The organism is Amycolatopsis tolypomycina, from assembly GCF_900105945.1.
Classification (GTDB): Bacteria; Actinomycetota; Actinomycetes; order Mycobacteriales; family Pseudonocardiaceae; genus Amycolatopsis; species Amycolatopsis tolypomycina.
The window spans coordinates 6908214-6933992 of record NZ_FNSO01000004.1 but is presented as its reverse complement, the minus strand read 5'-3'; the positions used below and the strand labels follow the sequence as shown (position 1 = coordinate 6933992).

The window sequence follows — 25779 nt, the reverse complement described above, 5'->3', positions numbered from 1 at the left end:
GTTCGCCGGACACGGCGGGTGTGGGGTCAGGGTGCCGCGTGTGGTGGCTGGTTGAGGGCCTCAAACGTGGCGGGGCTGTGCATCCCGATCTTGGAATGTCTCCGCTTCGGGTTGTACCAGCACTCTATCCATTCGAATATCGCATTGGCAAGTTCGTCTCGGTTTTTCCACGTTCTCGAGTCGAGAAGTTCAAGCTGAAGAGTGCCCCAGAACGATTCCATCATGGCATTGTCGTAACAGTCGCCGACTGTGCCCATGGACGCGAGCAGTCCGGCATTGCGGAGACGTTGCCCGAATGCCCACGAGGTATATTGCGAGCCGTGGTCGGAATGTAGAATGGTGGTGTCGTTTTCCGGCTGGCGGCGCAGGATGGCCATACCGAGGGCGTCGGTGACCAGTTCGGTGCGCATATGGCCGGCGATGGACCAGCCGATGATGAGCCGGGAATAGGCGTCCATGACCGCGGCGCAGTAGACCCGGCCCTCCTCGGTGGGGTGTTCGGTGATGTCGGTGATCCACAACCGGTCCGGGGCGTCGACGGTGAACTGGCGGTTGACCAGGTCGGCGCTGGGTTGCCCGGCCGGGTCACGGACTGTGGTGTGGTGCCGGCGGCGCCGGTAGAGGCCCTGGATCCCGGCCTCGCGCATGAGCCGCTCGACCCGTTTGAGGTTGACCGGCATCCCCAGACCGAGCATGAGTTCGGCGTGCACGCGCGGTGAGCCGTAGGTGCCGCGGGAATCGGCGTGGATCTGTTCGATGTGTTTCAGCAGTACCGTGTTCTCCGCCTCTCGGGTCGAGGGCGGCCGGTCGCGCCATTCGTAGTATCCGGAGCGGGACACGTTCAATACCCGGCAGGCCACCGTGACGTCGATACCGTCCGCGGCGAGTTCACAGACCAGCGGGAAGGTTACTTTGGGAGGATGTTCTCCCGCGCGAAGTACGCCGCCGCGCGTTTCAGGATCTCATTCTCCATCTCAAGCTGCCGGTTCTTCCGGCGCAGCTCGGCAAGCTCCTTCTTCTCCGCACTGGTCAGCTTTGTGGTTGAGCCGTTCTCGTCGGCGTCGGCCTGGGCCATCCAGTTGCGCAGGCAGGACTCGCTGATCCCCAGGTCCTTGGCCAGCGCGGCGACCGGTTTGTCGCCGAGGCGGGCCAGCTCGACGGCGCGCTGACGGAACTCAGGCGGGTGTGGTGCAGGCATCGGAACATCCTCCCTGGTGACCATCGGTCATCTCAGGTCAGGTGTCCGGACAACCGGGGGAAGCTCACGTCGTGCATACCGTCCCCTAACGTTCCCCGCTGATGCGGCGTCATCCTGCCCTACCGGCGACGACCGCGCCCACGGAACACCCGAGAGCGACCTTCGTCACTTTCCGCTACCGCCCGATGGCGGGCCCGACGCCCCTGACCAGAGGATTCGTGATCTTCGGCCAGATCAACTTGGTAAAGAATTCGTGCGACTTGCCGACCCGGTGGCGCAAAGTCCGCCGAACCCCTCTAAGCTAGGACTCGGCGGCCCGCTCCCAGTGACCCCCAGGCTGGTTGAGCGGGTCGCCCCTTCGTCTCTGCATCGCGGCTTCGCCGCTCATGTCGACTTCGTCCTCTCTCCCGGGGGGCCGAGCCCCCCGGACCCCCACGGTGCCGCACGCTGTGGTTCCAGCCCTGCCGGAGCCCCGGGGGCCGGGCCTTGCTGTGGCATCGTTTGGTGGGTGCGGATCTTGCTCGTTGAGGATGAACGGCGGCTTGCTGATGCCCTGCGGGCTGGGCTTGAGGCTGAGGGGTACGCCGTTGATGTTGCTCACAACGGGCGGGATGCCCTCTGGTTCGCCGGTGAGCATCCCTATGCCGCCCTTGTGCTTGATGTGATGCTGCCTGGGCTGAATGGTTTTCGTGTTTGTCGGCGGCTTCGGGAACTGGGGAACCGGACTCCTATCCTCATGCTTACCGCCAAGGATGGGGAAGACGACGAGATCGAGGCTCTTGACACCGGGGCTGACGACTTTCTGGCCAAGCCGTTCTCGTATGGGGTTCTTCTTTCGCGGCTGCGCGCGCTCATCCGGCGTGGGGGTGCCACTCGGGCCGGGGTGCTTCGGGTGGGGGATCTTGAGCTTGACCAGGCTGGGCGGACGTGTCGGCGGGGCGTGGTTGACATTGCCCTCACCGGTAAGGAGTTCGCCCTGCTCGCCTACCTCATGCAACGGCCGGGGCAGGTTGTCACCAAAGCGGAGCTGGTCGACAACCTCTGGGACTTCGCTGCTTCGGCGACCGCCAACCTGGTGGAAGTGCACGTCAGTGCGCTGCGGCGGAAGATCGACGTGCCGTTCGGGGCCGAGACCATCCGGACGGTGCGGGGGGCCGGTTACCACGTGACGAGCGCCTGAACGAAGAAGAGCGGGCTCCTGCCGCGGTGCGACAGGAACCCGCTCGTGGAGAAGGGTCAGGCCAGGACCGTGTCCAGGGGCGTGTGGGGCAGGTCGTGGGCCAGCGCCACCGGGGCGTTCGTCAGGGCTCCGTCGTGCGTGTTGAGGCCCTTGGCCAGTGCCGCGTCGGCCTGGAGAGCGGGCTTCCAGCCGTGCTCGGCCAGCTGGACCGCGTACGGCAGCGTGACGTTCGTGAGGCCGTACGTCGAGGTGCGGGGCACCGCGCCCGGCATGTTCGCGACGCAGTAGAAGACCGACTCGTGCACCGTGTACGTCGGGTCGTCGTGCGTGGTCGGGCGCGAGTCGGCGAAGCAGCCGCCCTGGTCGATCGCGATGTCGACGAGCACGCTGCCCGGCTTCATGCGGGCGACCAGTTCGTTCGAGACCAGCTTCGGCGCCTTCGCGCCGGGGACCAGCACCGCGCCGATGACCAGGTCCGCCTGCAGCACGGACTCCTCGACCGACAGCCGGTTCGACGTCACCGTGCGGATGCGGCCGCCGAAGTCGTTGTCGATCTGGCGGAGGCGGTCGACGTTCGTGTCGAGGATCTCGACGTCCGAGCCGAGGCCGAGCGCGACCCGGGCGGCGTTGAGGCCCGCGACGCCGCCGCCGATGACGACGACGCGCGCCGGGTGGACGCCGGGGATGCCGCCGGGCAGGACACCGCGCCCGCCGCTCGGCTTCATCAGCGAGAACGCGCCGACCTGCGGGGCCAGCCGGCCCGCGACCTCGGACATCGGGGCCAGCAGCGGCAGCGCGCCGTTCGCGGTCTGCACCGTCTCGTAGGCGATCGCGGTCGTGCCCGCGGCCAGCAGCGCGTCGGTCAGCGGGCGGTCGGCGGCGATGTGCAGGTAGGTGAAGAGGACCTGGTCGCGCCGGAGCCGGCCGTACTCCTCGGCGATGGGCTCCTTGACCTTGAGGACGAGCTCGCCCTCGGCCCAGGTCTCGTCGGCGGTGGCGAGGACCTTCGCGCCGGCGGCGACGTACTCCTCGTCGGTGATGGACGAGCCCGCCCCGGCGCCGGCCTCGACGAAGACGTCGTGCCCGCGGCCGGCCAGCTCGTGCACCCCCGCCGGGGTCAGCGCCACCCGGTATTCGTGCTTCTTGATCTCACGGGGAACGGCGATACGCACGGTCGGCCTCCTGGGTCGGTCTGCGTCCGGAATCGGTGCGGTGTTGCCACTCACGGTGAACCACCCGGACGGCGGTGTCATCGTCCTGAAACGACAATTGCGGGCGGTATTCGTGGTGCTGTGCGAACAAGATGCTTGACCTCGACCTCACTTGAAGTTGCACGGTTGCGGCATGCGAGCGGTGTGGTTGAGAGAGTTCGGTGGTCCGGAAGTCCTGGTCCCGGGGGAGGCGCCGGATCCGGTGCCCGGGCCGGGACAGGTGCTGGTGGAGGTGGCGTTCGCGAACATCACGTTCGTCGAGACGCAGTTCCGGGCGGGGGCGCCGGGGCCGTTCAAGGCTGCGCCGCCGGTGATCCCGGGCAACGGCGTCGGCGGCGTGATCAGCGCGGTCGGCCCGGGGGTGGACCCGGGGCTGGCGGGGCAGCGGGTGGTCACGTCGACGGGCGGGTCCGGCGGGTACGCCGAGCGCGTCGCGGTGGACGCAGCGGCGGTGTTCGAGGTGCCGCCCGCGCTCGCCCTCGACGCGGCGGTGGCGCTGCTCGCGGACGGCCGGACGGCGACCGGCCTGGTGCACGCGGCCGGGGTCCGCCCGGGTGATCGAGTCCTGGTCGAGGCGGCGGCGGGCGGCGTCGGCAGCCTCCTGGTCCAGCTGGCGAAGGCGGCGGGGGCGACGGTGATCGGCGCGGCGGGCGGGCCGGCGAAGGTGGCTCGCGTGCGCGGGGCGGACGCGGTGGTCGACTACCTGCGGCCGGACTGGACGTCTTCGGTGGGCCCGCTGGACGTCGTGTTCGACGGGGTCGGTGGCGCGATCGGCACGGCGGCGTTCGGGCTGCTGCGCGAGGGCGGCCGGATGGCGGCGTACGGCTTGGCGGGCGGCTCGTGGGCGGAGGTGTCGCCGGAGGCCGCCGCGGCGCGGGGAGTTTCGCTGGTGCAGTCGATCGGGACGCCGGACGAGCTGCGGGCGTTCACGGAGTCGGCGCTGACCGCGGCAGCGGCGGGCGACCTGGTACCGGTGATCGGCCAGCGCTTCCCACTGGAGAAGGCGGCGGACGCCCACGCGGCGATCGAGTCGCGGGCGACCGTCGGGAAGACGTTGCTGGTCACATGATCGACGCCTTCCTCGCCCGCCCCCTGACGGCACGGCTGGCCACGGACGGTCCGACGATCCGGCCGGTCTGGTACCTGTGGGAGGACGGCGCGTTCTGGATCCTCAGCGGGCCGTGGTCCCGGTTGCCGTCGCTGCTCCCGGCGCGGGTGGCGCTGTCGGTGGACGTCTGCGAGCTCGAGACCGGAGTGGTGCGGCAGGTCCTGGCTCGCGGCGCGGCGGAGGTGCGGCCGTTCGACGTGGCGCGGGGGCGGCGGAAGCTGGTGCGGTACCTGGGGGATGACGAGGAGCGGTGGGATCCGCGGTTTCGGGAGTACCTGTACGGGGATGTGAGCGCGGTCTGGGTGTACCTGCGGCCTTCGCGGCTGGTGGAGAAGGACCTCGGTTACGAGGTGCGTGGCGGCCGGCCCTGACATCGCGCCCCACCGCTCGGCGGGTCTTCTCGGGCCCAGTCAATGGTTTGCGGGCCGGCCGTTGACTTCGGCCGCGCGGGGGGCCGGCGCGGGGTCCGGCCGGTGCGCAGCCATCCGGCGGCCCTGACATCGCGCCCCACCCATCGCGCCCCACCCATCGCGCCCCACCCATCGCGCCCCACCCATCGCGCCCCACCCATCGCGCCCCACCCATCCCTGGGGGACGAGCCCCGCTCAGCCTATCGGCCGGTGCCCACAGTTCCGGCGATTCGAGGGGGTCATTGCCCGGGCCATCCACAATCGGCGGGGGCTGTGGACAGATATGCCCGTCGGCCCGGGGACTGGCCGTCTTGCTGGGGGAAAGCCGGACGGGGAGCGGAAAATCGCCGCCGCGGCCTTGGTCTGCCGGCGTTTCGCGGTCCGGTAGTCGATGCCGACCTGCCGGCCGCTTTTCTGTTGCCGGCACATGCTTCCACCAGGCCAAAGCAGGCCCCCCGCTCGCGGCCGACGCTCATCCACAATCGGGGGCGGCCCGGCTGGGGGAAAGCCGCACGGGAAGCGGAAAATCGCCGCCGCAGCGGGCCGGCGAGGGGGTGGAGGAGGGCGCGGATGTTCCGCCGCCGCAAAAATGCCGCGAGGCACGACGGCCACCGCCGGTAGGGTCCGCTGGCGTGACCGGTGATGACGTCCTGCAGGACCAGCCGCGTCGGCGGGTGGTGCGCGTCGGCGACACCGTCCGCCGGCCCACCTACCCGTGGTCGCCCGCGGTTCACGCTCTGCTTCGGCACCTGGAGGCCGTGGGCTTCCCGGCCGCGCCTCGCGTGCTGGGCGTCGACGACGACGGCTGCGAGGTCCTCACCTATCTCGAGGGCGAGTCCGGACCGCAGGGCTGGGCCAAGGTGGCCGACGATGCCGGCCTGACGAGGTTTGCCCGGTTGCTGCGGGACTACCACGACGCGGTGGCCGATTTCCGGCCGTCCGGCGAGCTCGCGTGGTACACCGGCGAGCGCGGCGGTGGCGAGGTGGTTTGCCACGGCGACTTCGGTCCGTGGAACGTCGTCTGGCAGGGCGAACAGCCGGTGGGGATCCTCGATTGGGACTTCGCCCGTCCTGGCACCCGGCTCCACGACGTCGCCTACGCGTTGGAGTACGTCGCTCCCTTCCGGGACGACGCGGAGTGCCTCCGGGCGCTGCGTTACCCCCGTCCTCCCGATCGGCGGCACCGCCTGGAGTTGTTTGCCGCTTTCGCCTTCGAGGGCCTGACATCGCGCCCCACCCATCCCTGGGGGACGAGCCCCGCTCAGTCTATCGGCTGGTGCTGACGGTTCCGGCGATTCGAGGGGGTCACGGCCGGGGTCATCCACAACCGGTGGGGGCTGTGGACAGCCGGTCACCGGCTCGGTCACCGAGCCCCGGAAAGCCGTGAAGGCCTCCTCCGAAGAGAAGGCCTTCACGGGACGCGGAGGCTCAGGCGCGGTACGCCGACCAGGCGTTCTGCATCCGGGTGCTCTGGCCCTTGGTGAACTCGTACATGCAGCTGTCGTAGCTGTAGTCCATGAAGTTGTGCACCGGGTCCACGCCCGACGTCGAGCAGGTGTCCTTGTTCGCCGGGCAGCCCGACGTCGCCGTGGCCTCGGCCGGGGTGTCCGACACGTAGTCGCCCGAACCCGAGCAGCCGCCCTGGAACGTGTGGTAGAGGCCCATCCAGTGGCCGACCTCGTGGGTTGCCGTGTCGCCCTCGTTGTAGTTCGTCGCCGAACCGCCCGGGAGGGACGTGTCCAGCAGGACCACGCCGTCCAGCTTCGGCTGCGACTTGTAGTTCGACGGGAACGTCGCCCAGCCGAGGAGGTCGTCGCCGAGCTTGGCCGTGTAGATGTTCAGCGCGTTCGCGCCGCCCTTGCGGAGCGCGTTCTTCATGTTGCGCTCGGCCGTGGTGCCGTCGGTGATGCCGTTGTACCAGGTCGAGTTGTTCGTGTAGTCCGTGCTGACCAGCGAGAAGCTGAAGCCGCTCGAGGCGTACGCGCTGTTCAGGACCGAGATCTGCTTGGTGATCGTCGCCGCCGGCACGTTGCCCGCCGAACCGCTCGTGATCACGTGGAAGTACACCGGGATCGAGGTGGCGGCCGCGACCTGGGAGACGCGTGCCGTGCGCTTGGCGGCGAGCTTGCTCTGCATGTCCGCCTCGATGCGGGCCGCCTCCGCCGGGGACACCGTGTCGGCGTGGCCGTCCTTGCTGCGGTCCGCGGCGTGCGCGGGGGTGAAGCAGTCGCCGCTCGGCGCCGCGACGGCGCTCCCGGCTCCCGCGGCCGGGATGGTCAAGGCGACCAGGGAGAGCGCGGACACCGCACCCAGCTTGACCGCCTTGCCGAAGCGCTTCGAACTGCTCATGGGCGAACTCCTCTTGCAACGACCCGGCTACCCGGGGTGGTGAAGAGAAAATGCGGCACGCGATCTTCGGAATCCACCATCTTTCGGCTGGAAAAGACAATCCGAACGATCGGCGCGATCCATGCGGAGTAGCGCATACGTCGAAGGTTGGGCCGAACGGCCCAATCAGCTCCAGCGCACGGCCACGAGCTGGGTCAGCAGCGCCAGCCGGACGTCGGGGTCGTCGAGGTCCAGCGGCACCAGCTCGAGGAGCTTCCGCATCCGGTACCGCAGGGTGTTCGGGTGGATCCGCAGCTCCCGCGCCGCCGCCCGCGGGTCGCCGGGGTGCCGCAGCCACTCGTACAGCGTCTGGACGTAGCCGGCCTTGCCCGACTCGTCGTGCGCGCGCAGGGTGCTCAGGGGACCGAGGTCGGCGACGCGGGCCGCGGCCGCCGCCGTCGCGCCGCGGTGCAGCGTCAGCGCCGTCCAGGCTTCGTCGAACGCGATCACGCGGTCGTGCAGGATTTCGGCGCGCAGCAGGCCCAGCGCCTCGTCGGCCTGGGCGCGGGACGCCGAGAGGTCGCCGAGCCCGCCGGGGGAGCCCGCCGCCGCGCGCGGGGCGCCGCCACGCCGGGACGCCGGTTGCGCTTCGAGCGCCTGCCGCAGCTCGGCCCAGCCGCCCGGCCCCGGCCGGTCCGGCACCACCGCGTAGAGCAGCCCGCCGAGCTCGGTCGCCACCGGACGGCTGCCGATGCCCTGGGAGATCCGTTCGAGCAGGGCCAGCCGCAGGCCCTCGGCGTCCCGCCCGTCGCCGCCGGTGACCTCGATGACGACCACGCGGTGCGGCTCGTCGGACAGGTCCAGCTCCGCCATCGCCTTGCGCGGGTTCGCGTTGCCTTCGAGCACCGCGCGCAGCAGCTCGGCCGACGCGCGGCGCTGGGCGTCGGTGTGCGCGCGGCGCCGCAGCAGGTGCAGCGCGACGACCGGGGCGGCGTCGGCGAACGCGGCCGCGCGCTCGTCGGACACCGGCCCGGCGACCACCGCCCACATCGACCCGAGCAGCTCGCCGCCCATCCGGATCGGCACGATCAGCCGCGGCAGCGTGCCGTCGCGCTGGGCCGGGACGAAGATCGTCTGCCGGCCGCGGGACAGCTCGCGGAACACCCCGCGCGACCGGAACCGCGCGAGGACGTCGTCGGGGATGCGGCGGCCCATGATCGTGGCGACGCGGGCGGGGTCGGTCAGGTCCTGGCGCGCGGAGTAGGCGAGCACGCGCGAGTTGGTGTCCTCGATGGTCACCGGCGCGTCCACGACGCTCGCGACGGCGTCGGCCAGCCGGAACAGGTCGCCGGACCCCGGATCGAGGTCCTCCGACTCGTCGGCGAGGGCGTCGAGGACGGTCCGCAGCAGCCAGACGAGCTGGGCCCACGACGTCGCCGCGTGCACCTGGATCAGCGCGATCCCGCTGGCCTTCGCGGCCCGCTTCACCGCCGGCTTCGCGGCCAGCGGCGGTTTGAGCAGGACGGCGGCCGCGCCCTGGGCGGCACTCTGCTTCACCAGCTCGGCGGCGTCGCCGGGGCCGGTCGTGGCGACGCCGAGCACGAGGTCGCCGGCGGACAGGGTGAGCGCACCGCCGGGTTCGGCGATGACGACGTCGGCGACCGCGGGCGAGTCGTCGGGCACCTGGAGCGCGTGCAGCAGCGTCGGACCCACCCGGTCGACCACGCTGCGCACCGAAACCACGAAAGCATTCTCGCCGAGAAACCGCCGGACGGCTCGGCAGGGTCGGCCGGACTGTCCTTTCCGGACGAAGCTTCGCCGCCGGGCCTGCCGGGGCGGCGGCGGGCGGATGCGCCACCCCGGCAGGCGTTCAGGGGGTCAGAGCTCCAGGCCCTTGACCACGCGGCGGGCACCGGCGAAGAGCATGCCGATGTTCACCGACTTCGGGCAGACCACGACCGCGACCACGTCGGTGTTCTGGTTGTTGCGGATGAACAGGTGGGTCAGGTTGGCGCTGTTGACCAGGATCTCCTGGAAGTAGTGCTCGCCGCTGGCGACGCCGCGGCGCTCCTTGAAGATGTCCTCGATCATCACCACCGTGCGGCCCTGGAAGAGGTCGAGGGTTGCCCCGGCCAGCAGGTCCAGCACCTCCGGCGGGTGGGCGTCGGTGGTCTCGACGGCCAGCAGCATGCCGGTGGCCAGGTCGACGACGCCGGCGGCCAGGCAGTCGGGCACCTCCTGCCGCATCCGCTTCACCATGAGGCTCATCTGGTCCGACAGGTTCTGGCCTTTGCCCAGCACGGCGGTTCTCCTTCTTCGGGGATGGGGGTTCAGCAGGCTGTGGACGACGGCCCGGCGGCGAGCGCGGAGACGCCTTCGTGGTCGATGCGGTCCTCCGTGCCGGCCGCGATGAGCACGCCGGGCACGAGCGTGTCGGCGCTCGCCGGCCGGCGCGTCACGGTCCATGGGTGGTCCCTTTCCGGTGCGGGGTGTCGCCGCGGGGCGCGGTGGCCGGGCCGGCCCGGATGCGGTTGAGCAGCCGGGGCAGCACCTGCCAGCCGGACGGCCGCGGCGGGTCGTCCCCGGCGCCGCTCGCGCCGGGTTCGCGCCGGGGGAGGCGTGGCTTCGGATCGGTGACGGCGACCGCCGCGCCGGTCTCCGGGGTGCGTGGCCGGAGCGGGGCGAGCGAGCCGGTGGTGGTGCCGGGCACGCCGTCGGCGATGGTGAGGAGCCCGTCGCCGACCATCCTGGACACCTCGACCGTCACCGGGAAGACGTTGCGGCCCAGCAGGAACGCGATGTCCCGGGCGCTGCGCCTGCCGTCCGCGCCCTCGATGATGGCGCGGCGCGTGGTGCTCAGCGCGGCCGGCTCCGCGCCGGTGACGGCGGCGAGGCGTTCCCGGTGCGGGGACACCGCCGTGGGCAGTGACGCGAGCGCGTCGAGCCGCCGCGCGGTCTCGGCCAGCAGCCGGTCGAGCTCGATCCCCGGGCTGACCGGCAGCGGCACGTCCAGGGGGTCGGGGTCGACGGCGTACTCGTCGATGGTGCCCGCGACGATGGCGAAGGCGCCGTCCTGCACGGCCATCGTGGCGACCAGCCGCAGTGCGGCACGGCCGATCCCGCGCGGGACGCCGCCGGCGCGCAGCACCGCCGACCAGTCCGGCTCGCTGATCCGGCCCGACCGCACCAGCAGCGCGTCCGCCCCGGGCGCACCCGGGCTGTCGACCGCCGCCACGGCACCTTCGCGCAGGTGGACCACGCCGCCGGGGTGGCCGGCGAGGTACAGCGAGCCGGTGGTCCGGTCGGCCCGGCACGCGCCCAGCGCGCGGGCGAGGAAGCCGAACGAGGACCGGGCTCGGGTATCGCGCACTTCGCTCCTGTGATTTCTCCGAATGCCGGACCCGGCGATCGATCCGGGCCCGGGAAGGCGCCGACTTTATTTCATTCTGGCGCCGCTTCCCAGGTGGTTCCCCCAATCATCGCAATGGTGGAAAACTCCTGCCGGAGCGGCCGGGAGAGCGAAAGAAACCGTCAGCGGTGTGGAAGGTTTCCGTGGTGACAAGGGAAACCGACCCCCGTGTGCGTCCGGATCGGGCGTGTGGCATCCTCTCGCGACCAACCGGAAGGGTTCGCCGGAAACTGCGAGAGGTGGTCAGCTTGTACGGACGTGACGTGGCGGAATGGCAAAAGATGATCGATGCGGGCAAGGCGATTCTGGTCGAGCGCGCGGTCGTGGACAGGACGACTTCCTTCGGTGAATTCGCCGCCGCGCTGACCCGCCGCACCGGCGTGGCCGGGTTCGACTTCACCACCGGTGCGGGCCGCGCGAGCATGGCCTACCTGCTCGACCGCATCTCCGAGGCCGCGTTCGACGAGGCGGGCGGGCGGCTGCTCGGCGCGCTCGTGCGGAACCTCGGCGCCGACGACGCCGGTCCCGGCTTCTACCGGCTGGCGAGCCGCAAGGGCATGGCGGTGCCGCGGACCCGGGGCGGGCGGCAGCTGTTCTGGGCCCAGCACGTCCGTGAGCTGCACGAACACTTCGCCGGGGTCGGACGACGGCCCGCGGCCGGCTGATCAGACGTCGTGCGGCTTCCGCGCGTCGATGTCCTCGGGGCGTGTACTGCTCGCGCTTGGTCGTCAACGCCCAGCGGTGGCCATCCGGGTCGACGACCCGGCCGTAACGCTCGCCGAAGAACATCTCCGTGACCGGTGCTTCCACCGTCGCGCCCGCGAAGACCGCGCGGCGGGCGAGGTCGTCGGGGTCGGCGGTCTCCAGGGTGAGCAGCATCGGGGTGCCGCCGATCGTCGACGGCGCCAGCGCGTCGAGGGCCGCGATCTCCTGGCTGACCAGCAGCCGGGCGTCGCCGACGGCCAGTTCGACGAACAGCACCGTGCCGTCCGGCAGCACCGTGCGGAACAGCTCCACCGCGCCGAACGCCTTGGTGTAGAAGGAAAGAGCCGCGTCCACGTCACGCACGAACAGGTGCGGCACCAGCCCGAGCGGGCGGCTCACGCCGACTCCGGCCGCGCCGCGAGCCCGGCGTCCCCGGCCGCGGCGACCAGCCGGGCCAGCAGGGCCGTCTCGCGCGCGGCCGCCGCCCGGCCGGCCGGGGTGATCCGGTAGTAGCGGCGGCGTGAGTCCTCGCCCGGGAGCTCTTCGGCCAGGCCGTCGGCGGCCAGCCGGGTCAGTGTCCGGTAGAGCGTGCCGGGGCCCAGCTGGACGGCGCCGCCGGTGACCTCGGCGACGAACCCCATGATCCCGTAGCCGTGCGCCCGCCCGCCCGGCCCGGTGGCCAGGGCCAGGAGCACCTGGAACGCCGCGGGGGTCAGCGGGTTGCCGTCGGCCATGGGCCGAGCCTACACTCCGGGCTGGTTATATCCATGGTGGATATAGGGAGGCGGGGTCATGCCCATCCAGGGAGTCGGCAAGGTCGTGGTCGGGGTCGCGGTGACGACGGACGTGCCCTACGACGACCAGGGCCGGCGCTGGGTCGAGGTCACCGCGCCGGACGGGACGATCCTCGTGCTCAGCGAGAACCCCGAGGACCGTCCCCGCAGCGCCGGCGACCAGCTCCCGACGTCGAACTTCTTCCTGTACGCCGACGACGTCGAGAAGACGTACGAGGAGCTGTCGGCGAAGGGTGTGGAGTTCCCCGCGAAGCCGGAGAAGCAGCCGTGGGGCTGGTGGTCGATGTTCACCGACTCCGAGGGGAACCGCTTCGCGCTGCAGCAGCGGGACTAGCGCGACAGAACCGCAGTCAAGACCCGCCACAGCTCGCCGGCCGGGTCCTCGACCGGTGCCGGTGACCGCCACGCGACGACGCCGTCGGGCCGCACCAGCGACGCGCCGCCGGTCGCCAGGCCGTACCGGGCGGCGAAGAGGTCGTCGTCGAGCGCGTGGCAGTCGAGCCGGACGCCGAGTTCCGCGGCGATGTCCGCCGCGGCCGGCTGCCACCGCGTGCCGTCGCCCGCGCACAGCAGCACCCACGAGTGCCCGAACAGGTCCACAGTGGACGCCAGGCCCGGCGCCCGGAAGCCGGGCCGCCCGGTCGGGGCGGCCACGTCCTCGACGCGCGCGCCGTCGTCCGGCTCCTCCGGGAGCACCGCCGTCGAGCGGTAGCGGAACCCGAGCAGGATCGCCAGCTGGTCCTCGGCCTCCGTCAGCCCGGACACGTCGAGTTCGGGGTGCATGCGCTGCTTCATGTTGTGCAGCGACGTGTCGATGACCATCCGCGCGATCGGCTTCCGCTCGGCTTCGTAGGTGTCGAGCAGGGCCGGGCCCGCCTCGCCGCGCAACACGGCCGCGAGCTTCCACGCGAGGTCCGCCGCGTCGCCGACCGCGGTGTTGCCGCCCATCCCGCCGGTCGGCGGCGTCACCTTCGCCGCGTCGCCGACCAGGAAGACGCGCCCGGCGCGGAACCGGTCGGCCAGCCGCGCGGCGACCTCCCACGAGCCGGTCCAGACGATCTCCGGGTCGAGGTCCGGCAGGTCGGTGGCAGCGCGGATCATCGCGACGAGCCGTTCGCGGGTGAAGTCGGCCGGGCTTTCGCCGCGCTCCGGGTGGTAGTCCGGCGCGAAGACGTACCGGCCCGGCACGTCCGTGTTGACGAACCCGGCGGTGAAGTCCTTGTGCTGCAGGTAGAACAGGTCGGACACGTCGGCCTGGACGCGGTCGCCGAGGTCGGCGTCGAACACCACGCCGAGGCAGTGGCTCAGCGCGTCCATGCCGGTGGTGCCGATGCCGAGCCGCTGCCGGACCCCGCTGCGCCCGCCGTCGGCCGCGACGACGTGGTCCGCCCGCACCACGGTCTCCTCGCCGGTTTCGCGGTGGCGCAGCGTCGCGGTGACGCCGTCGTCGTCCGGCGCCAGCTCGGTCAGCTCCGTCCGGAACCGCACCCGCGCGCCCGCCTTTTCCGCGTGCGCCAGCAGGATCGGCTCCACGACGTCCTGGCCGGCCATCCCGGCGGGCAACGTTGTCGACGCCGAGACGTCGAACTCGCTGCCGTCCTGGACCAGCCGGTGCAGCACCCGGCCGGCGAGGCTGGTCGCGACGGTGATCCGCAGCCCCCGCGACGCCCGCGGGCTCGCCGCCAGCACTTCGTCGGCTATTCCCGCCCAGTGGAACAACTCCATCGTGCGCCAGCTCTGCCCGGCGGCGCGCGAGTGGACCGACGTCCCCGCGTGCCGTTCGACGGTCAGCACGTCCACTCCCGCCTGCGCCAGGAACAGCGACGCCGACAGCCCGCCCAGTCCCGCCCCGACGACCAGCACCTGAACCCGCTCGGTCATGACTTCCTCCCTGCCCGTGAATCTCCCTTGGTAAATATCTTAGACACAGAGAGATTTGGTTGACAAGGCAACCCGGCTCCCAGGAGGTGAGAAGGGTTGGGTAGGCCGTTCGGCGCACGTAGCTTCGTCCTGGCAGCCCTTCCGCGAACCCTTGAGCCGCAAGGAGAAAACCGATGACCGAGACTTCGGCGTGGTCCTTCGAGACCAAGCAGATCCACGCGGGCGCCGCGCCGGACCCGGCCACCGGGGCGCGGGCGACGCCGATCTACCAGACGACGTCGTACGTCTTCCGCGACAGCCAGCACGGCGCCGACCTGTTCAGCCTCGCCGAGCCCGGCAACATCTACACGCGGATCATGAACCCGACCCAGGACGTGCTGGAGCAGCGGCTCGCCGCGCTCGAAGGCGGCGTCGCGGCGCTGGCGTTCGCGTCCGGCTCGGCCGCGACCACGGCGGCGATCCTGAACCTCGCGGGCGCGGGCGACCACTTCGTCTCGAGCCCGTCGCTCTACGGCGGCACCTACAACCTCTTCCACTACACGCTGCCGAAGCTCGGCGTCGAGGTCACCTTCATCGACGACCAGGACGACCTGGAGCAGTGGCGGGCCGCCGTCCGGCCGAACACGAAGCTGTTCTTCGCCGAGACGCTGGCCAACCCGGGCAGCAACGTCCTCGACATCCGCGGCGTCGCCGACGTCGCGCACGAGGCCGGCGTCCCGCTCGTCGTCGACAACACCGTGCCGACGCCGTACCTGCTGCGCCCGATCGAGCACGGCGCCGACGTCGTCGTGCACTCCGCGACGAAGTACCTCGGCGGCCACGGGACGACGGTGGCCGGCGTGCTCGTCGACGGCGGCACGTTCGACTTCGGCAGCGGCCGGTTCCCCGGCTTCACCGAACCCGACCCCAGCTACAACGGCCTGAAGTACTGGGAGGCGCTCGGCCCGGGCGCGTACGCGGCCAAGGCGCGCGTGCAGATCCTGCGCGACACCGGCGCGGCGATCTCGCCGCTGAACAGCTTCCTGATCCTGCAGGGCATCGAGACGCTGTCGCTGCGCCTCGAACGGCACGTCTCGAACGCGCAGGCGCTGGCCGAGTGGCTGGAGCAGCGCGACGAGGTCGAGAAGGTCTACTACGCCGGCCTCCCGTCGAGCCCGTACTACGCGAACGCGCAGAAGTACCTGCCGCGCGGCGCGGGCGCGGTCCTGTCGTTCGACCTGCGCGGCGGTGTGGAGGCGGGCCGGAAGTTCGTCGACGGCACCGAGCTGCACAGCCAGCTGGTGAACATCGGCGACGTCCGCAGCCTGATCGTGCACCCGGCGTCGACCACGCACAGCCAGCTGACGCCCGAGGAGCAGCTGACCACCGGCGTCACGCCCGGGCTGGTCCGGCTGGCCGTCGGGCTGGAGGGCATCGAGGACCTCAAGGCCGACCTCGAAGCCGGATTCCGGGCGGCCAAGGCGGAACTGTGACCGTGACCGGCGCCTGGCGGATCGGCGATCCGCCGGGCCGCCGGAAGTTCGTCACCGGCCCGGGGGCGCTGGCGCTCGAGGCCGGTGGCGTGCTGCCTTCGTTCACGCTCGCGTACGAGACGTGGGGGACGCTGAACTCCGACGCGTCCAACGCGGTCCTCGTCGAGCACGCGCTGACCGGGGACAGCCACGCGGCCGGGCCCGCGGAACCGGGGCACCCCAGCGCGGGCTGGTGGGACGGGCTGATCGGGCCGGGCAAGGCGCTGGACACGAACGAGGTCTTCGTCGTGGTCCCGAACGTGCTGGGTGGCTGCCAGGGCTCGACCGGGCCGGCTTCACCCGATCCGGACGGGCGGCCGTGGGGCAGCCGGTTCCCGGTGGTGACCGTGTGGGACCAGGTCGCGGCCGAAGCGGCGCTGGCGGACGCGCTGGGCATCGGCCGGTGGGCGGCCGTCGTCGGCGGGTCGATGGGCGGGATGCGTGCGCTGGAATGGGCGGTGTCGCTGCCCTCGCGGGTGGCTTCGGTGCTGGTGCTGGCGTCGACCGCGCGGGCGTCGGCGGAACAGATCGCCTGGGCCGCGCCGCAGCTGCACGCGATCCGCAGCGACCCGGCGTTCCACGGCGGCGACTACTACGCGGAGCCGTCGGGACCGGTGGCCGGGCTCGGCATCGCCCGGCGGATCGCGCACGTCACCTACCGCAGCGAGCCCGAGCTGGCCCAGCGGTTCGGCCGGGTCCCGCAGGACGGCGAGGACCCCCTGCGCGGCGGCCGGTTCGCCGTCGAGTCCTATTTGGACCACCACGCGGCCAAGCTGGCCCGCCGGTTCGACGCGAACAGCTACCTGGTCCTGACCGAGTCGATGAACACCCACGACGTCGGCCGCGGCCGCGGCGGCGTGGCGGCGGCACTGGGCCGGGTGACGGCCCGTGCGGTGGTCGCCGGCGTCGACAGCGACCGGCTCTACCCGCTCTACCAGTCGGCGGAGATCGCGGCCGGGCTCCCGGGGACGCCGGAGGCGTCGGTCGTGTCGTCACCGTACGGCCACGATTCGTTCCTCATCGAAACCGGCCAGATCGCGGCCCTGGTGAAGCAGCTGCTCGGCTGACCTGTGCCCAAACGCCCCAATGTGGCGTTCGGTGCGTTGAGCGCACCCAATGTGGCGTTCGGTGCGTTGAGCGCAACCAACGCCACATTGGGGCGTTTGAGGGGCCCTAGTCGGACACCGCCTCGGAAATCCAGGGCGCCACCGGCAGGTCGCGGTCCAGGCATTCCACCGAAAGGCGGATGGTCCAGCGCAGCGCCTGCAGGACGAGGCTGTCGACCTCGTCCGGGGCGGCGTTGGCGAGGGCGATCTCGACCTGCTCCTGCGCGGCTTCGGTGTTGCCGTGGACCTCGGCGAGCAGCGTCCGGACCGCGGTCCGCACCGGCGGGTCGGCCTGGTCGATCGAGACCTCTTCGCCGTCCTCGTCGAACACCTGGACCTTCACCGGGGCGCTGCCCCCGTCGCCGAGGGTGGAGACCATCGCGCTGCACTCGCCGAAGAGCAGCAGCATCAGGGCCTTCGTCTCGTCCGCGCGGGCCTGCGGCTCGGCGGCCGAGGGCGCGACCTCGCCCAGCGCTTCGGCGTCGTCGCCGAGGCTCAGCGCGGTCAACGCGCGCTGGGCCTTCTCGACGAGCCGGCGCTCCTGCTCGCTCCAATCCGGGTCCACGTGCCCCATCAAACACCACGAGCGCGCTCGGCGGGATACCTTGATCGGCCGATCGTCATCCGGCCGCGCGAAGGGCACCCAGCGCGAGCCGGCAGAGCAGTTCGGCGAGTTCATCGTCACCGAGATGGCGGTTGTACGGGGTCGAGTTGATCAGTCCGAACACGGCGTGTGCCGCCGACCGTGCCTGCCGTTCACCCAGGTCCGGGACCGCGTCGCGGATCACCCGCACCCACACCTCGACGTACTGCCGCTGGAGCGCGCGCACCTGCTTGCGGTCGGCGTCGGTGAGGTTGGCGAGGTTGCGCTCCTGAACGGTGATCAAGGCGGGGTGCGCGAGCGCGAAGTCGACGTGGAACCGCACCAGCCCGGTCAGCGTGTCGTCGGGCGCCCCCGGCCGGGCGGCCCGCGCCGTGCCGCCGTCGAGCAGGTAGCGGCTGATCGAGTTCAGCATCTCGCCGAGAATGGCGTCCTTGCTGCGGAAGTGCCGGTAGAGCCCCGGCCCGGAGATCCCGACCGCGGCCCCGATGTCGTCGATGCCGACGCCGTGGAAGCCGTGGTGCGCGAACAGCTCGGCGGCCGCGGACAGGATCTGTTCGCGCCTGCTCGCCTTCTCGCCGTTCACGAGAGGGGTGGGGTTGGCCGGCATCCGGTCAGTTTAGAGCGGCAAGTTAGCGAGCGCTAACGTCCGCTGTCCGGCGAGCTGCGTCATGAGGTGAGCTGTGAGCCTGCTCACCTGGCTGCGGTGCGGCCGGCACCGCAGCCAGGTGCCGGTCACGAGGTGCAGGCCGCCGTCCCGAGCTTGACGGCCGAAGGTGCGCCCGACGGGCCGTTGGCGGTGAACCCGAGCGACACGGCCGCGCCCGCGCCCAGTGACGGGCTGTAGGACGGCGCGTTCACGGTGACCGTGGTGCCGGCCTGGGTGAAGGTGCCGTTCCACCCGCTGGCGACGGTGGCTCCGGCGGGCAGGGTGAACACGACGGTCCACGGATTGGCGGCGCTCGTCGCGGTGTTGGTGACCGTCAACGTGCCCTGGAAGCCGCCCTGCCAGGAGTTGTCCAGCTTCCACGCCGTCTTGCACCCGCCGGTGCCGCCGCCGCTCGTCGTGGTCGTCGGGGTGGTCGACGTGGTCACTGTCGGGTCGGGGCCGCCGCCGGCGGGCGGGATGAGGTAGGGCTGGAGGATGCTCTGCTTCGCCTGGTTGACCGTGGTCCAGTCGTCGTTGAGGATGCCGCCGGTGTCACCGGAGTTGGGGTTCCACGACCAGTAGGTGAACGAGATGCCGTTGACGCCCGTGCCGGTGTAGGCCATCAGCTTCTCCAGCCACACCTTGTCGACCGGGTTCGCCAGCGTGGTGCCGAACTCGCCCATCATCAGCGGCGCGATGTTCTGCTTGTACAGGTAACCCCAGTACCTGTCCCAGATCGCGGTCATGTTCGCCGGGTAGTCGGGGGCGCTGAACCACGGCTGGTTGTAGACCGAGGTGGCGTACTCGTGCGGGGAGTACACCAGCCGGCCGGGCACGGACAGGCGCACCGGGAACTCGCCCGCCTTCGACAGGTTCCCGCCCCACCAGCCGCAGTCCTCGTCGTTGGACGGGTCGCCGTCCCACACGTTCGACAACCCGCCGCTGGGGCAGCTCACGCCCTCGACGAAGATCAGCCAGTTCGGCTGCACGCCCAGGATCGCGTTGCCGGCGCGTTCGGCGGCCAGCCGCCAGTCGCGGGCGGTGTCGCCGCAGCCCCAGCACGCGCCGGTCGCGGCCGGGTTGGTGCCCTCGGCGTGCGGCTCGTTGTGCAGGTCCGCGCCGATGACCGTGGTGTTGCCCGCGTAGCGCTGGGCGAGGGTCTTCCAGTCGTTGATCCAGGTGCTTTCCGGGACGCCGGCGGTGTACCAGAGCGCGGTCTGCCCCGCGCTGGTCGGCCGGTGCCGGTCGAGGATGACGCGCATCCCCTTCGTCCCCGCGTAGCCGATCACCTTGTCGAGGATCTGCAGCGGGGAGAGCCCGATCAGGTCGGGGTTGGTGTAGTCGTTGATGCCGGTGGCCGTGGCACCGGGTTTCAGGGCGTCGTCGGAGAACGGCACGCGCAGCGTGTTGTAGCCCAGCTGCGCCATCTGATCGAGCTGCTGGCGCCAGGTGCGGCTGGACCACAGGCCGTGGAACGTCTTGTTGTCGGTCTCCATCCCGAACCAGTTGATGCCGGTCAGCCGGACCGTCGCCCCCGTGCTGTCCAGGATCTTGTTGCCGCTGGTGTGCAGGTACCCGGTGCCCGTACCGCCGGCCGCCGCCGCGACCTGGCCGGTCGCGCCGAAGGTGACCAGTCCGCTCGCGGTCACCACGGCCGCGGCCAGCAGGCCGAACGCCTTTCTCAGCTGCGTCATTCGCTCTCCTTTGAGCAATACGTAGTTCTGGGAGCGCTCCCAGACGAGGTTAGCGAACGCGGTCACCCTGTCAAGGGCGGTGACCTGCTGATCTTCCGGTGACGGACGGATCGAGGGGTTTCACACTTCCGGTGTGGGCTAAGTGGGTACCTGTCGGTAACTAGGGGTTCCTCGCCAGCCCTTCACCTGCTGTCCTATTTGGGTCGGCCCTGTCACAAAGGAGTGACCCATGGCTGTTCCCACCCGTAATTTCCGGCGATCCCTCCTACGGTTGAGCACGGCCCTGGGGGCCGTTGTCCTTTCCACTCTCGGCGTCACGGGCCTCGCCCAGGCCGCCGGGACCGTCTACGCCGCACTCGGCGACTCCTACTCCTCCGGGGTCGGGGCCGGCAGCTACGGCAGTTCCGGGAGCTGTTACCGCAGCTCCAAGGCCTACGGACAGCTGTGGGCCAACGCCCACAGCGGCACCTCCTTCACGTTCCTCGCCTGCTCGGGGGCGAAGACCGGGGACGTGATCAACCAGGCGAACTCGATCCCGTCGTCGGCCACGCTCGTCACGGTGACCGTCGGCGGGAACGACGCCGGCTTCACCGATGTGATCACCACCTGCACCCTGGGCAGTGACTCCGACTGCGTGAACCGGGTCAACACGGCCAAGACGTACGTCAACAACACGCTGCCGCCGTTGTTGACCAACACCTACAACGCGATCAAGGCCAAGGCGCCGGGTGCCAAGCTCGTCGTCCTGTCCTACCCGCGCTTCTACACCGTCCCGGGCTCCTGCTGGGTCGGGCTCAGCGACACCAAGCGCAGCGCCATCAACTCCGGCGCCGACGCGCTCGCGTCGGTGATCCAGGCGCGGGCGGCCGCGGCGGGGGCGACCTTCGTCGACGTCCGGCCGTCGTTCGCCGGGCACAACATCTGCTCGTCGGCCGACGACTACCTGCACAGCCTCACCTGGCCGGTGGTCGAGTCGTACCACCCGACCGCGGCCGGGCAGTCGGGGGGCTACTACGCCCCGCTGCGGGGGGCCATCGGCTGACCCCGAGCCCGAGACGGCCACCCCGGTCCGCCGGGGTGGCCTTCTTGCGCAATCCGGCGACTGGACACGCACGTTAGCGGTCGCTAACATCGGAGCGGAGGTTAACGCCTGCTAACTTCGAGGGAGCCCATGGACACGCCGGCACTGGGGACTACGGCTGCCCCGGACAGCGAGGCCTACGCCCGCAACGCCACATCCCACGCGGAGCTGGTGGAAGACCTCCGCAAACGCCTGTCGGCCGCCCGGCTCGGCGGGCCGGAGAAGGCCCGCACCCGGCACGTCGAACGCGGCAAGCTGCTGCCGCGCGACCGCGTCGACACGCTGCTCGACCCGGGTTCGCCGTTCCTCGAGCTGTCCCCGCTGGCCGCGAACGGGCTCTACGACGACGAAGCGCCGTCGGCGGGCATCATCACCGGCGTCGGCCGGGTGTCGGGCCGCGAATGCGTGGTCGTCGCCAACGACGCCACCGTCAAGGGCGGCACGTACTACCCGATGACGGTCAAGAAGCACCTGCGCGCCCAGGAGGTCGCGCTCCACAACAACCTGCCGTGCGTCTACCTGGTGGACTCCGGCGGCGCGTTCCTGCCCAGGCAGGACGAGGTCTTCCCGGATCGTGAACACTTCGGCCGGATCTTCTTCAACCAGGCGACGATGTCCGCGCGCGGCATCCCGCAGATCGCCGCGGTGCTCGGCTCGTGCACCGCGGGCGGCGCGTACGTCCCGGCGATGAGCGACGAGGCCGTGATCGTCCGGAACCAGGGCACGATCTTCCTCGGCGGCCCGCCGCTGGTGAAGGCCGCGACCGGCGAGGTCGTCACGGCGGAAGAGCTCGGCGGCGGCGACGTCCACGCGCGGCAGTCCGGCGTCACCGACCACCTGGCCGACGACGACGCCCACGCGCTGCGGATCGTCCGGCAGATCGTCTCGACGCTCGGGCCGCGCACCCCGCGGCCGTGGGACGTCCTGCCGACCGAGGCGCCCGCCGTCGACCCGGCCGAGCTGTACGGCGTCGTGCCGACCGACCCGCGCGTGCCCTACGACGTCCGCGAGGTCATCGCCCGGATCGTCGACGGCAGCCGGTTCGGCGAGTTCAAGAAGGAGTACGGGGCGACGCTGGTCACCGGGTTCGCCCGGATCCACGGCCACCCGGTCGGCATCATCGCGAACAACGGCGTGCTCTTCGCCGAGTCGGCGATGAAGGGCGCGCACTTCATCGAGCTGTGTGACAAGCGCTCGATCCCGCTGCTGTTCCTGCAGAACATCACCGGCTTCATGGTCGGGCGCGCGTACGAGGCCGGCGGCATCGCCAAGCACGGCGCCAAGATGGTGACGGCGGTGGCGTGCGCGCGGGTGCCGAAGCTGACCGTCGTCATCGGCGGCTCGTTCGGCGCGGGCAACTACTCGATGTGCGGCCGGGCGTACTCGCCGCGGTTCCTGTGGATGTGGCCCAACGCGCGGATCTCGGTGATGGGCGGCGAGCAGGCGGCGTCGGTGCTCTCGACGGTCCGCCGCGACGCCATCGAGGCCCGCGGCGGCGAATGGTCCACAGAGGACGAAGAGGCGTTCAAGGACCCGATCCGCGAGCAGTACGAGGCGCAGGGCAGCCCGTACTACTCCACCGCGCGGCTGTGGGACGACGGCGTCATCGACCCGGCGGACACCCGCACGGTGCTCGGCCTCGCCCTCTCGGCCGCGGCCAACGCGCCGCTGTCCGAGGTCAACTACGGCGTCTTCCGGATGTGAGGGGCATGTTCGACTCAGTTTTGGTCGCGAACCGGGGCGAGATCGCGGTCCGGGTCATCCGCACGCTGCGGGCCCTCGGCATCCGCGCGGTCGCGGTGTACAGCGACGCCGACGCCGACGCCCGGCACGTCCGCGAGGCGCACACGGCCGTGCGCATCGGGCCCGCGGAAGCTGCCCGCAGTTACCTGAACATTCCGGCCATTGTGGACGCTGCGGTGTCGTCGGGCGCGCAGGCCGTGCACCCGGGGTACGGCTTCCTGGCGGAGAACGCCGAGTTCGCGCGCGCCTGTGAAGAGGCCGGGCTCGTGTTCATCGGCCCGCCGGTGGCGGCGATCGACGCCATGGGCGACAAGATCCGGGCCAAGGCGACGGTGTCCGCGGCCGGGGTCCCGGTCGTGCCCGGCGCGTCCGATGTGGACATCCCTTCCGGCGATTTCGCCTCGGCGGCGTCGAAAGTCGGCTACCCGCTGCTGCTGAAGCCGTCCGCGGGCGGCGGTGGCAAGGGCATGCGGCTGGTGAAGGGGCCTGAGGAACTGGACGCCGCGATCGAGTCCGCGCGGCGCGAAGCCAAGGGGTCCTTCGGCGACGACACACTGCTGCTGGAGCGGTTCGTCACGACCCCGCGGCACATCGAGATCCAGGTGCTGGCCGACACGCACGGCAACGTCATCCACCTCGGCGAGCGCGAGTGCAGCCTGCAGCGGCGGCACCAGAAGATCATCGAGGAAGCGCCGTCGGTGCTGCTCGATCCCGCGACGCGCGAGAAGATGGGCTCGGCGGCGGCCGAGGCCGCCCGCTCGGTCGGCTACGTCGGCGCCGGGACCGTCGAGTTCATCATGTCGGCCCACGACCCCGACGAGTTCTTCTTCATGGAGATGAACACCCGGCTGCAGGTCGAACATCCGGTCACCGAGCTGGTCACCGGCCTCGACCTCGTCGAGTGGCAGGTCCGGGTGGCGGCCGGTGAACACCTCACCGTGACGCAGGACGACGTGGTGCTGACCGGCCACGCCGTCGAAGCCCGCGTGTACGCCGAAGACCCGTCGCGCGGTTTCATCCCGACCGGCGGCACCGTGCTGGCGGTGCACGAGCCGGCCGGCGACGGCGTCCGCGTCGACTCGTGGATGACGCCGGGCGCGGTGGTCGGCTCGAACTACGACCCGATGCTGGCCAAGGTGATCGCCTGGGGCCCGGACCGCGCGGCCGCCCTGCACCGGCTCGACCTGGCGCTGGCCGACACGGCGTTGCTGGGCATCGGCACGAACACCGCGTTCCTGCGCGGGCTGCTGGCCGACGCCGACGTGCGCGCCGGCCGGCTCGACACCGAGCTGGTCGACCGGCGGCTGTCCGCTTTGGTCTCCTCGGACGTGCCCGCCGAGTTCTTCGTCGCGGCGGCGGTGGACCGGTTCCTGGAGCTGCAGCCGTCCGGGCCCGTGGTCGACCCGTGGGACGTGCCGGACGGCTGGCGGATGGGCGGCTCCGGCGGGGTGACGTTCCGGCTGAAGTCCGGCGCCGCCCGCGCGGTGGTCCGGGTGCAGGGCACGCCGTCTGCGGCGACGGTGTTCGTCGACGACGCGGCGCCGGTGCAGGTCTCGGCCCGGCGCGACGGCGACGTCCTGGAGATCCGGCACGCGGGCGGCTTCCACCGCTACCGCCAGGCCTGCGGTCCGGACCGGACGGTCTGGCTGGCCCGCGACGGGCTGAGCTTTCCCTTCGGGGACCAGGAATTCGTGCTCTCGTCGCGGGGCGAAGCCGCGGGGGCCGGCCCGGTCACCAGCCCGATGCCGGGCACGGTGCTCGTGGTGAAGGTCGCCGCGGGTGACGTCGTCAAGGCCGGGACGCCGCTGCTGGTCGTCGAAGCGATGAAGATGGAGCACACGGTCACCGCGCCGATCGACGGCGTGGTCAGTGAACTCCCCGTCCGGGCCGGCCAACAGGTCGCGCTGGACGAAACCCTTGCCATAGTTACCAATCCGGCCAAAAGTAGCCTTCAGCCGTGACTGTGGCCGGATTGGTAACCATCAGCACAGTAACGCCCCACGAGGAGCAGCAGTGATCGACTTCCGCCTGGACGAGGAGTACGAGTCCCTCCGCAAGACCGTCGAGGACTTCGCGCGCGCGGAGGTCGCGCCGGTGATCGGCGAGCTGTACGAGAAGGAAGAGTTCCCGTACGAGATCGTCGCGAAGATGGGCGAGATGGGCCTGTTCGGCCTGCCGTTCCCCGAGGAGTTCGGCGGCATGGGCGGCGACTACTTCGCGCTGTGCCTGGCACTGGAGGAGCTGGCGCGGGTCGACTCGTCGGTCGCGATCACCCTGGAGGCCGGCGTCTCCCTCGGCGCGATGCCGATCTTCCGCTTCGGCACGCAGGAGCAGAAGGAGAAGTGGCTCCCCGACCTGTGCGCGGGCACGGCACTGGGCGGCTTCGGCCTGACCGAACCGGGCGGCGGCTCGGACGCCGGGGCGACGCGCACCCGCGCCTCGCTCGACGGCGACGAGTGGGTCGTCAACGGCAGCAAGGCGTTCATCACGAACTCGGGCACGGACATCACCCGGTTCGTCACGGCCACCGCCGTCACCGACGTGATGGAGAACGGCCGCAAGGAGATCTCGGCGATCCTCATCCCGTCCGGCACGCCGGGCTTCTCGGTGGCCCCGAAGTACTCCAAGGTCGGCTGGAACTGCTCGGACACCCACGAACTGTCCTTTGCGGACGTCCGCGTGCCGGTGGAGAACCTGATCGGCGTCCGCGGCCGCGGGTACGCGCAGTTCCTGTCCATTTTGGACGAGGGCCGCGTCGCGATCGCCGCGCTGTCGGTCGGTCTCGCGCAGGGCTGCGTGGACGAGTGCCTGAGGTACGTCAAGGACCGGGTGGCGTTCGGCAAGCGGATCGGCGAGTACCAGGCGATCCAGTTCAAGATCGCGGACATGGAGGTCCGCGCGCACACCGCCCGCCTGGCGTACTACCAGGCGGCGGCCAAGATGCTGCGCGGCGAGCCGTTCAAGAAGGAGGCGTCGATCGCCAAGCTGGTGGCCTCCAACGCGGCGATGGACAACGCTCGCGACGCCACCCAGATCTTCGGCGGCTACGGGTTCATGAACGAGTTCCCGGTCAGCCGCTTCTACCGCGACGCGAAGATCCTGGAGATCGGCGAAGGGACGAGCGAGGTCCAGAAGATGCTGATCTCCCGCCACCTCGGGGTCGGCTGAGT

The 25779-nt window shown here is 71.1% G+C and carries 25 protein-coding genes and 1 pseudogene; 12 read left to right on the top strand and 14 right to left on the bottom strand.

The window, feature by feature from the left end:
* Positions 1-26: 26 nt before the first annotated feature.
* Positions 27-899 carry an IS3 family transposase gene (locus tag BLW76_RS41470; protein ID WP_143060522.1) on the bottom strand — a complete coding sequence of 291 codons (873 nt, stop codon included), beginning with the start codon at positions 897-899 and terminating at the stop codon, positions 27-29.
* An 8-nt stretch (positions 900-907) separates the two neighbouring features.
* Positions 908-1198: a transposase gene (locus BLW76_RS41465; RefSeq protein WP_167384425.1), complete on the bottom strand. Its 291-nt coding sequence runs from the start codon at positions 1196-1198 to the stop codon at positions 908-910.
* Between the two features lie 508 nt (positions 1199-1706).
* Between BLW76_RS41465 and BLW76_RS41460 the strand changes: the two genes are divergently transcribed.
* Positions 1707-2378 (top strand): response regulator transcription factor, encoded by a 672-nt coding sequence (locus BLW76_RS41460; RefSeq protein ID WP_091317623.1) that lies wholly within the window; start codon positions 1707-1709, stop codon positions 2376-2378.
* A 56-nt stretch (positions 2379-2434) separates the two neighbouring features.
* Here the strand turns inward: BLW76_RS41460 and ald are convergent, their stop codons facing one another.
* Entirely contained in the window at positions 2435-3550 is a 1116-nt protein-coding gene (gene ald / locus BLW76_RS41455) for an alanine dehydrogenase (RefSeq protein ID WP_091317622.1), read from the bottom strand.
* A gap of 172 nt (positions 3551-3722) precedes the next feature.
* Here ald and BLW76_RS41450 point away from each other — a divergent pair, with 172 nt between their 5' ends.
* The 3 genes from BLW76_RS41450 (at position 3723) to BLW76_RS41440 (ending at position 6390) form a co-directional block, all read left to right on the top strand.
* Entirely contained in the window at positions 3723-4658 is a 936-nt protein-coding gene (locus BLW76_RS41450) for a zinc-binding dehydrogenase (protein WP_091317620.1), read from the top strand.
* On the top strand, positions 4655-5068 hold the full coding sequence (locus BLW76_RS41445) for a phosphate oxidase (RefSeq protein WP_091317619.1): 414 nt from the start codon (positions 4655-4657) through the stop codon (positions 5066-5068). The genes BLW76_RS41450 and BLW76_RS41445 overlap by 4 nt, the downstream gene beginning before the upstream one ends.
* Before the next feature lie 671 nt (positions 5069-5739).
* On the top strand, positions 5740-6390 hold the full coding sequence (locus tag BLW76_RS41440; protein ID WP_244170564.1) for an aminoglycoside phosphotransferase family protein: 651 nt from the start codon (positions 5740-5742) through the stop codon (positions 6388-6390).
* A 145-nt stretch (positions 6391-6535) separates the two neighbouring features.
* Here BLW76_RS41440 and BLW76_RS41435 read toward each other — a convergent pair whose 3' ends face one another.
* The 5 genes from BLW76_RS41435 to BLW76_RS41420 all read right to left on the bottom strand — a co-directional run bounded on the left by BLW76_RS41435 (position 6536) and on the right by BLW76_RS41420 (position 10805).
* Positions 6536-7456 (bottom strand): zinc metalloprotease, encoded by a 921-nt coding sequence (locus BLW76_RS41435; RefSeq protein WP_091317617.1) that lies wholly within the window; start codon positions 7454-7456, stop codon positions 6536-6538.
* Between the two features lie 165 nt (positions 7457-7621).
* Positions 7622-9178 carry a PucR family transcriptional regulator gene (locus BLW76_RS41430; protein ID WP_091317616.1) on the bottom strand — a complete coding sequence of 519 codons (1557 nt, stop codon included), beginning with the start codon at positions 9176-9178 and terminating at the stop codon, positions 7622-7624.
* A 135-nt stretch (positions 9179-9313) separates the two neighbouring features.
* Positions 9314-9736, bottom strand: a complete 423-nt coding sequence (locus BLW76_RS41425; RefSeq protein ID WP_208613487.1) for a hypothetical protein — start codon at positions 9734-9736, stop codon at positions 9314-9316.
* A gap of 29 nt (positions 9737-9765) precedes the next feature.
* The gene (locus BLW76_RS50595) at positions 9766-9894 is read right to left on the bottom strand and encodes a hypothetical protein (protein ID WP_279627723.1); all 129 of its coding nucleotides are present in this window, start codon (positions 9892-9894) and stop codon (positions 9766-9768) included.
* Positions 9891-10805, bottom strand: coding sequence for a hypothetical protein (locus BLW76_RS41420; protein WP_091317614.1), 915 nt, complete (start codon positions 10803-10805; stop codon positions 9891-9893). The genes BLW76_RS50595 and BLW76_RS41420 overlap by 4 nt, the downstream gene beginning before the upstream one ends.
* 302 nt (positions 10806-11107) lie before the next feature.
* On the opposite strand from BLW76_RS41420, the gene BLW76_RS41415 reads away from it, so the two are divergent.
* Positions 11108-11509, top strand: coding sequence for a hypothetical protein (locus tag BLW76_RS41415; protein ID WP_244170563.1), 402 nt, complete (start codon positions 11108-11110; stop codon positions 11507-11509).
* A gap of 124 nt (positions 11510-11633) precedes the next feature.
* On the opposite strand, the pseudogene BLW76_RS50215 reads toward BLW76_RS41415, so the two are convergent.
* Positions 11634-11861: pseudogene (locus BLW76_RS50215) on the bottom strand (VOC family protein); the annotation flags it as partial.
* 83 nt (positions 11862-11944) lie between these two features.
* Positions 11945-12283, bottom strand: a complete 339-nt coding sequence (locus tag BLW76_RS41405) for a PadR family transcriptional regulator (RefSeq protein WP_091317611.1) — start codon at positions 12281-12283, stop codon at positions 11945-11947.
* Positions 12284-12341: 58 nt separating this feature from the next.
* Between BLW76_RS41405 and BLW76_RS41400 the strand changes: the two genes are divergently transcribed.
* Positions 12342-12677 (top strand): VOC family protein, encoded by a 336-nt coding sequence (locus BLW76_RS41400; RefSeq protein WP_091317609.1) that lies wholly within the window; start codon positions 12342-12344, stop codon positions 12675-12677.
* Here the strand turns inward: BLW76_RS41400 and rdmE are convergent.
* On the bottom strand, positions 12674-14224 hold the full coding sequence (rdmE, locus tag BLW76_RS41395; protein WP_091317607.1) for an aklavinone 12-hydroxylase RdmE: 1551 nt from the start codon (positions 14222-14224) through the stop codon (positions 12674-12676). The two genes, BLW76_RS41400 and rdmE, sit on opposite strands and share 4 nt — an antisense overlap.
* A gap of 173 nt (positions 14225-14397) precedes the next feature.
* Between rdmE and BLW76_RS41390 the strand changes: the two genes are divergently transcribed.
* A complete protein-coding gene (locus BLW76_RS41390) occupies positions 14398-15696 on the top strand; it encodes a bifunctional o-acetylhomoserine/o-acetylserine sulfhydrylase (protein ID WP_091317606.1) in 1299 nt (432 codons plus the stop codon).
* Entirely contained in the window at positions 15693-16802 is a 1110-nt protein-coding gene (gene metX, locus BLW76_RS41385; RefSeq protein WP_091317604.1) for a homoserine O-acetyltransferase MetX, read from the top strand. The genes BLW76_RS41390 and metX overlap by 4 nt, the downstream gene beginning before the upstream one ends.
* A gap of 106 nt (positions 16803-16908) precedes the next feature.
* Here the strand turns inward: metX and BLW76_RS41380 are convergent, their stop codons facing one another.
* From BLW76_RS41380 to BLW76_RS41370, 3 genes are all read right to left on the bottom strand, one after another.
* Positions 16909-17415, bottom strand: coding sequence for a hypothetical protein (locus BLW76_RS41380; RefSeq protein ID WP_013229665.1), 507 nt, complete (start codon positions 17413-17415; stop codon positions 16909-16911).
* 46 nt (positions 17416-17461) lie between these two features.
* Positions 17462-18052, bottom strand: a complete 591-nt coding sequence (locus tag BLW76_RS41375) for an SACE_7040 family transcriptional regulator (protein WP_167384897.1) — start codon at positions 18050-18052, stop codon at positions 17462-17464.
* Positions 18053-18177: 125 nt separating this feature from the next.
* Positions 18178-19785: a cellulase family glycosylhydrolase gene (locus BLW76_RS41370; protein WP_091317601.1), complete on the bottom strand. Its 1608-nt coding sequence runs from the start codon at positions 19783-19785 to the stop codon at positions 18178-18180.
* Positions 19786-20056: 271 nt separating this feature from the next.
* Between BLW76_RS41370 and BLW76_RS41365 the strand changes: the two genes are divergently transcribed.
* The 4 genes from BLW76_RS41365 (at position 20057) to BLW76_RS41350 (ending at position 25777) form a co-directional block, all read left to right on the top strand.
* On the top strand, positions 20057-20827 hold the full coding sequence (locus tag BLW76_RS41365) for an SGNH/GDSL hydrolase family protein (protein ID WP_091317599.1): 771 nt from the start codon (positions 20057-20059) through the stop codon (positions 20825-20827).
* Positions 20828-20956: 129 nt separating this feature from the next.
* Positions 20957-22570: a carboxyl transferase domain-containing protein gene (locus BLW76_RS41360; protein WP_091317597.1), complete on the top strand. Its 1614-nt coding sequence runs from the start codon at positions 20957-20959 to the stop codon at positions 22568-22570.
* Positions 22571-22575: 5 nt separating this feature from the next.
* Positions 22576-24570, top strand: a complete 1995-nt coding sequence (locus BLW76_RS41355) for an acetyl/propionyl/methylcrotonyl-CoA carboxylase subunit alpha (protein ID WP_091317596.1) — start codon at positions 22576-22578, stop codon at positions 24568-24570.
* A gap of 52 nt (positions 24571-24622) precedes the next feature.
* A complete protein-coding gene (locus BLW76_RS41350) occupies positions 24623-25777 on the top strand; it encodes an acyl-CoA dehydrogenase family protein (RefSeq protein WP_091317594.1) in 1155 nt (384 codons plus the stop codon).
* Positions 25778-25779 lie beyond the last annotated feature (2 nt).

What these genes read in the sequence shown, in the direction of transcription:
- BLW76_RS41400 (WP_091317609.1), top strand. Translation starts at nt 12,342, where the DNA reads ATGCCCATCCAGGGAGTCGGCAAGGTCGTGGTCGGGGTCGCGGTGACG.
- BLW76_RS41380 (WP_013229665.1), bottom strand. Translation starts at nt 17,415, where the DNA reads ATGGGGCACGTGGACCCGGATTGGAGCGAGCAGGAGCGCCGGCTCGTC.
- rdmE (WP_091317607.1), bottom strand. Translation starts at nt 14,224, where the DNA reads ATGACCGAGCGGGTTCAGGTGCTGGTCGTCGGGGCGGGACTGGGCGGG.
- BLW76_RS41390 (WP_091317606.1), top strand. Translation starts at nt 14,398, where the DNA reads ATGACCGAGACTTCGGCGTGGTCCTTCGAGACCAAGCAGATCCACGCG.
- BLW76_RS41465 (WP_167384425.1), bottom strand. Translation starts at nt 1,198, where the DNA reads ATGCCTGCACCACACCCGCCTGAGTTCCGTCAGCGCGCCGTCGAGCTG.
- BLW76_RS41435 (WP_091317617.1), bottom strand. Translation starts at nt 7,456, where the DNA reads ATGAGCAGTTCGAAGCGCTTCGGCAAGGCGGTCAAGCTGGGTGCGGTG.
- BLW76_RS41375 (WP_167384897.1), bottom strand. Translation starts at nt 18,052, where the DNA reads ATGCCGGCCAACCCCACCCCTCTCGTGAACGGCGAGAAGGCGAGCAGG.
- BLW76_RS41450 (WP_091317620.1), top strand. Translation starts at nt 3,723, where the DNA reads ATGCGAGCGGTGTGGTTGAGAGAGTTCGGTGGTCCGGAAGTCCTGGTC.
- BLW76_RS41355 (WP_091317596.1), top strand. Translation starts at nt 22,576, where the DNA reads ATGTTCGACTCAGTTTTGGTCGCGAACCGGGGCGAGATCGCGGTCCGG.
- BLW76_RS41370 (WP_091317601.1), bottom strand. Translation starts at nt 19,785, where the DNA reads ATGACGCAGCTGAGAAAGGCGTTCGGCCTGCTGGCCGCGGCCGTGGTG.
- BLW76_RS41360 (WP_091317597.1), top strand. Translation starts at nt 20,957, where the DNA reads ATGGACACGCCGGCACTGGGGACTACGGCTGCCCCGGACAGCGAGGCC.
- BLW76_RS41445 (WP_091317619.1), top strand. Translation starts at nt 4,655, where the DNA reads ATGATCGACGCCTTCCTCGCCCGCCCCCTGACGGCACGGCTGGCCACG.
- BLW76_RS41405 (WP_091317611.1), bottom strand. Translation starts at nt 12,283, where the DNA reads ATGGCCGACGGCAACCCGCTGACCCCCGCGGCGTTCCAGGTGCTCCTG.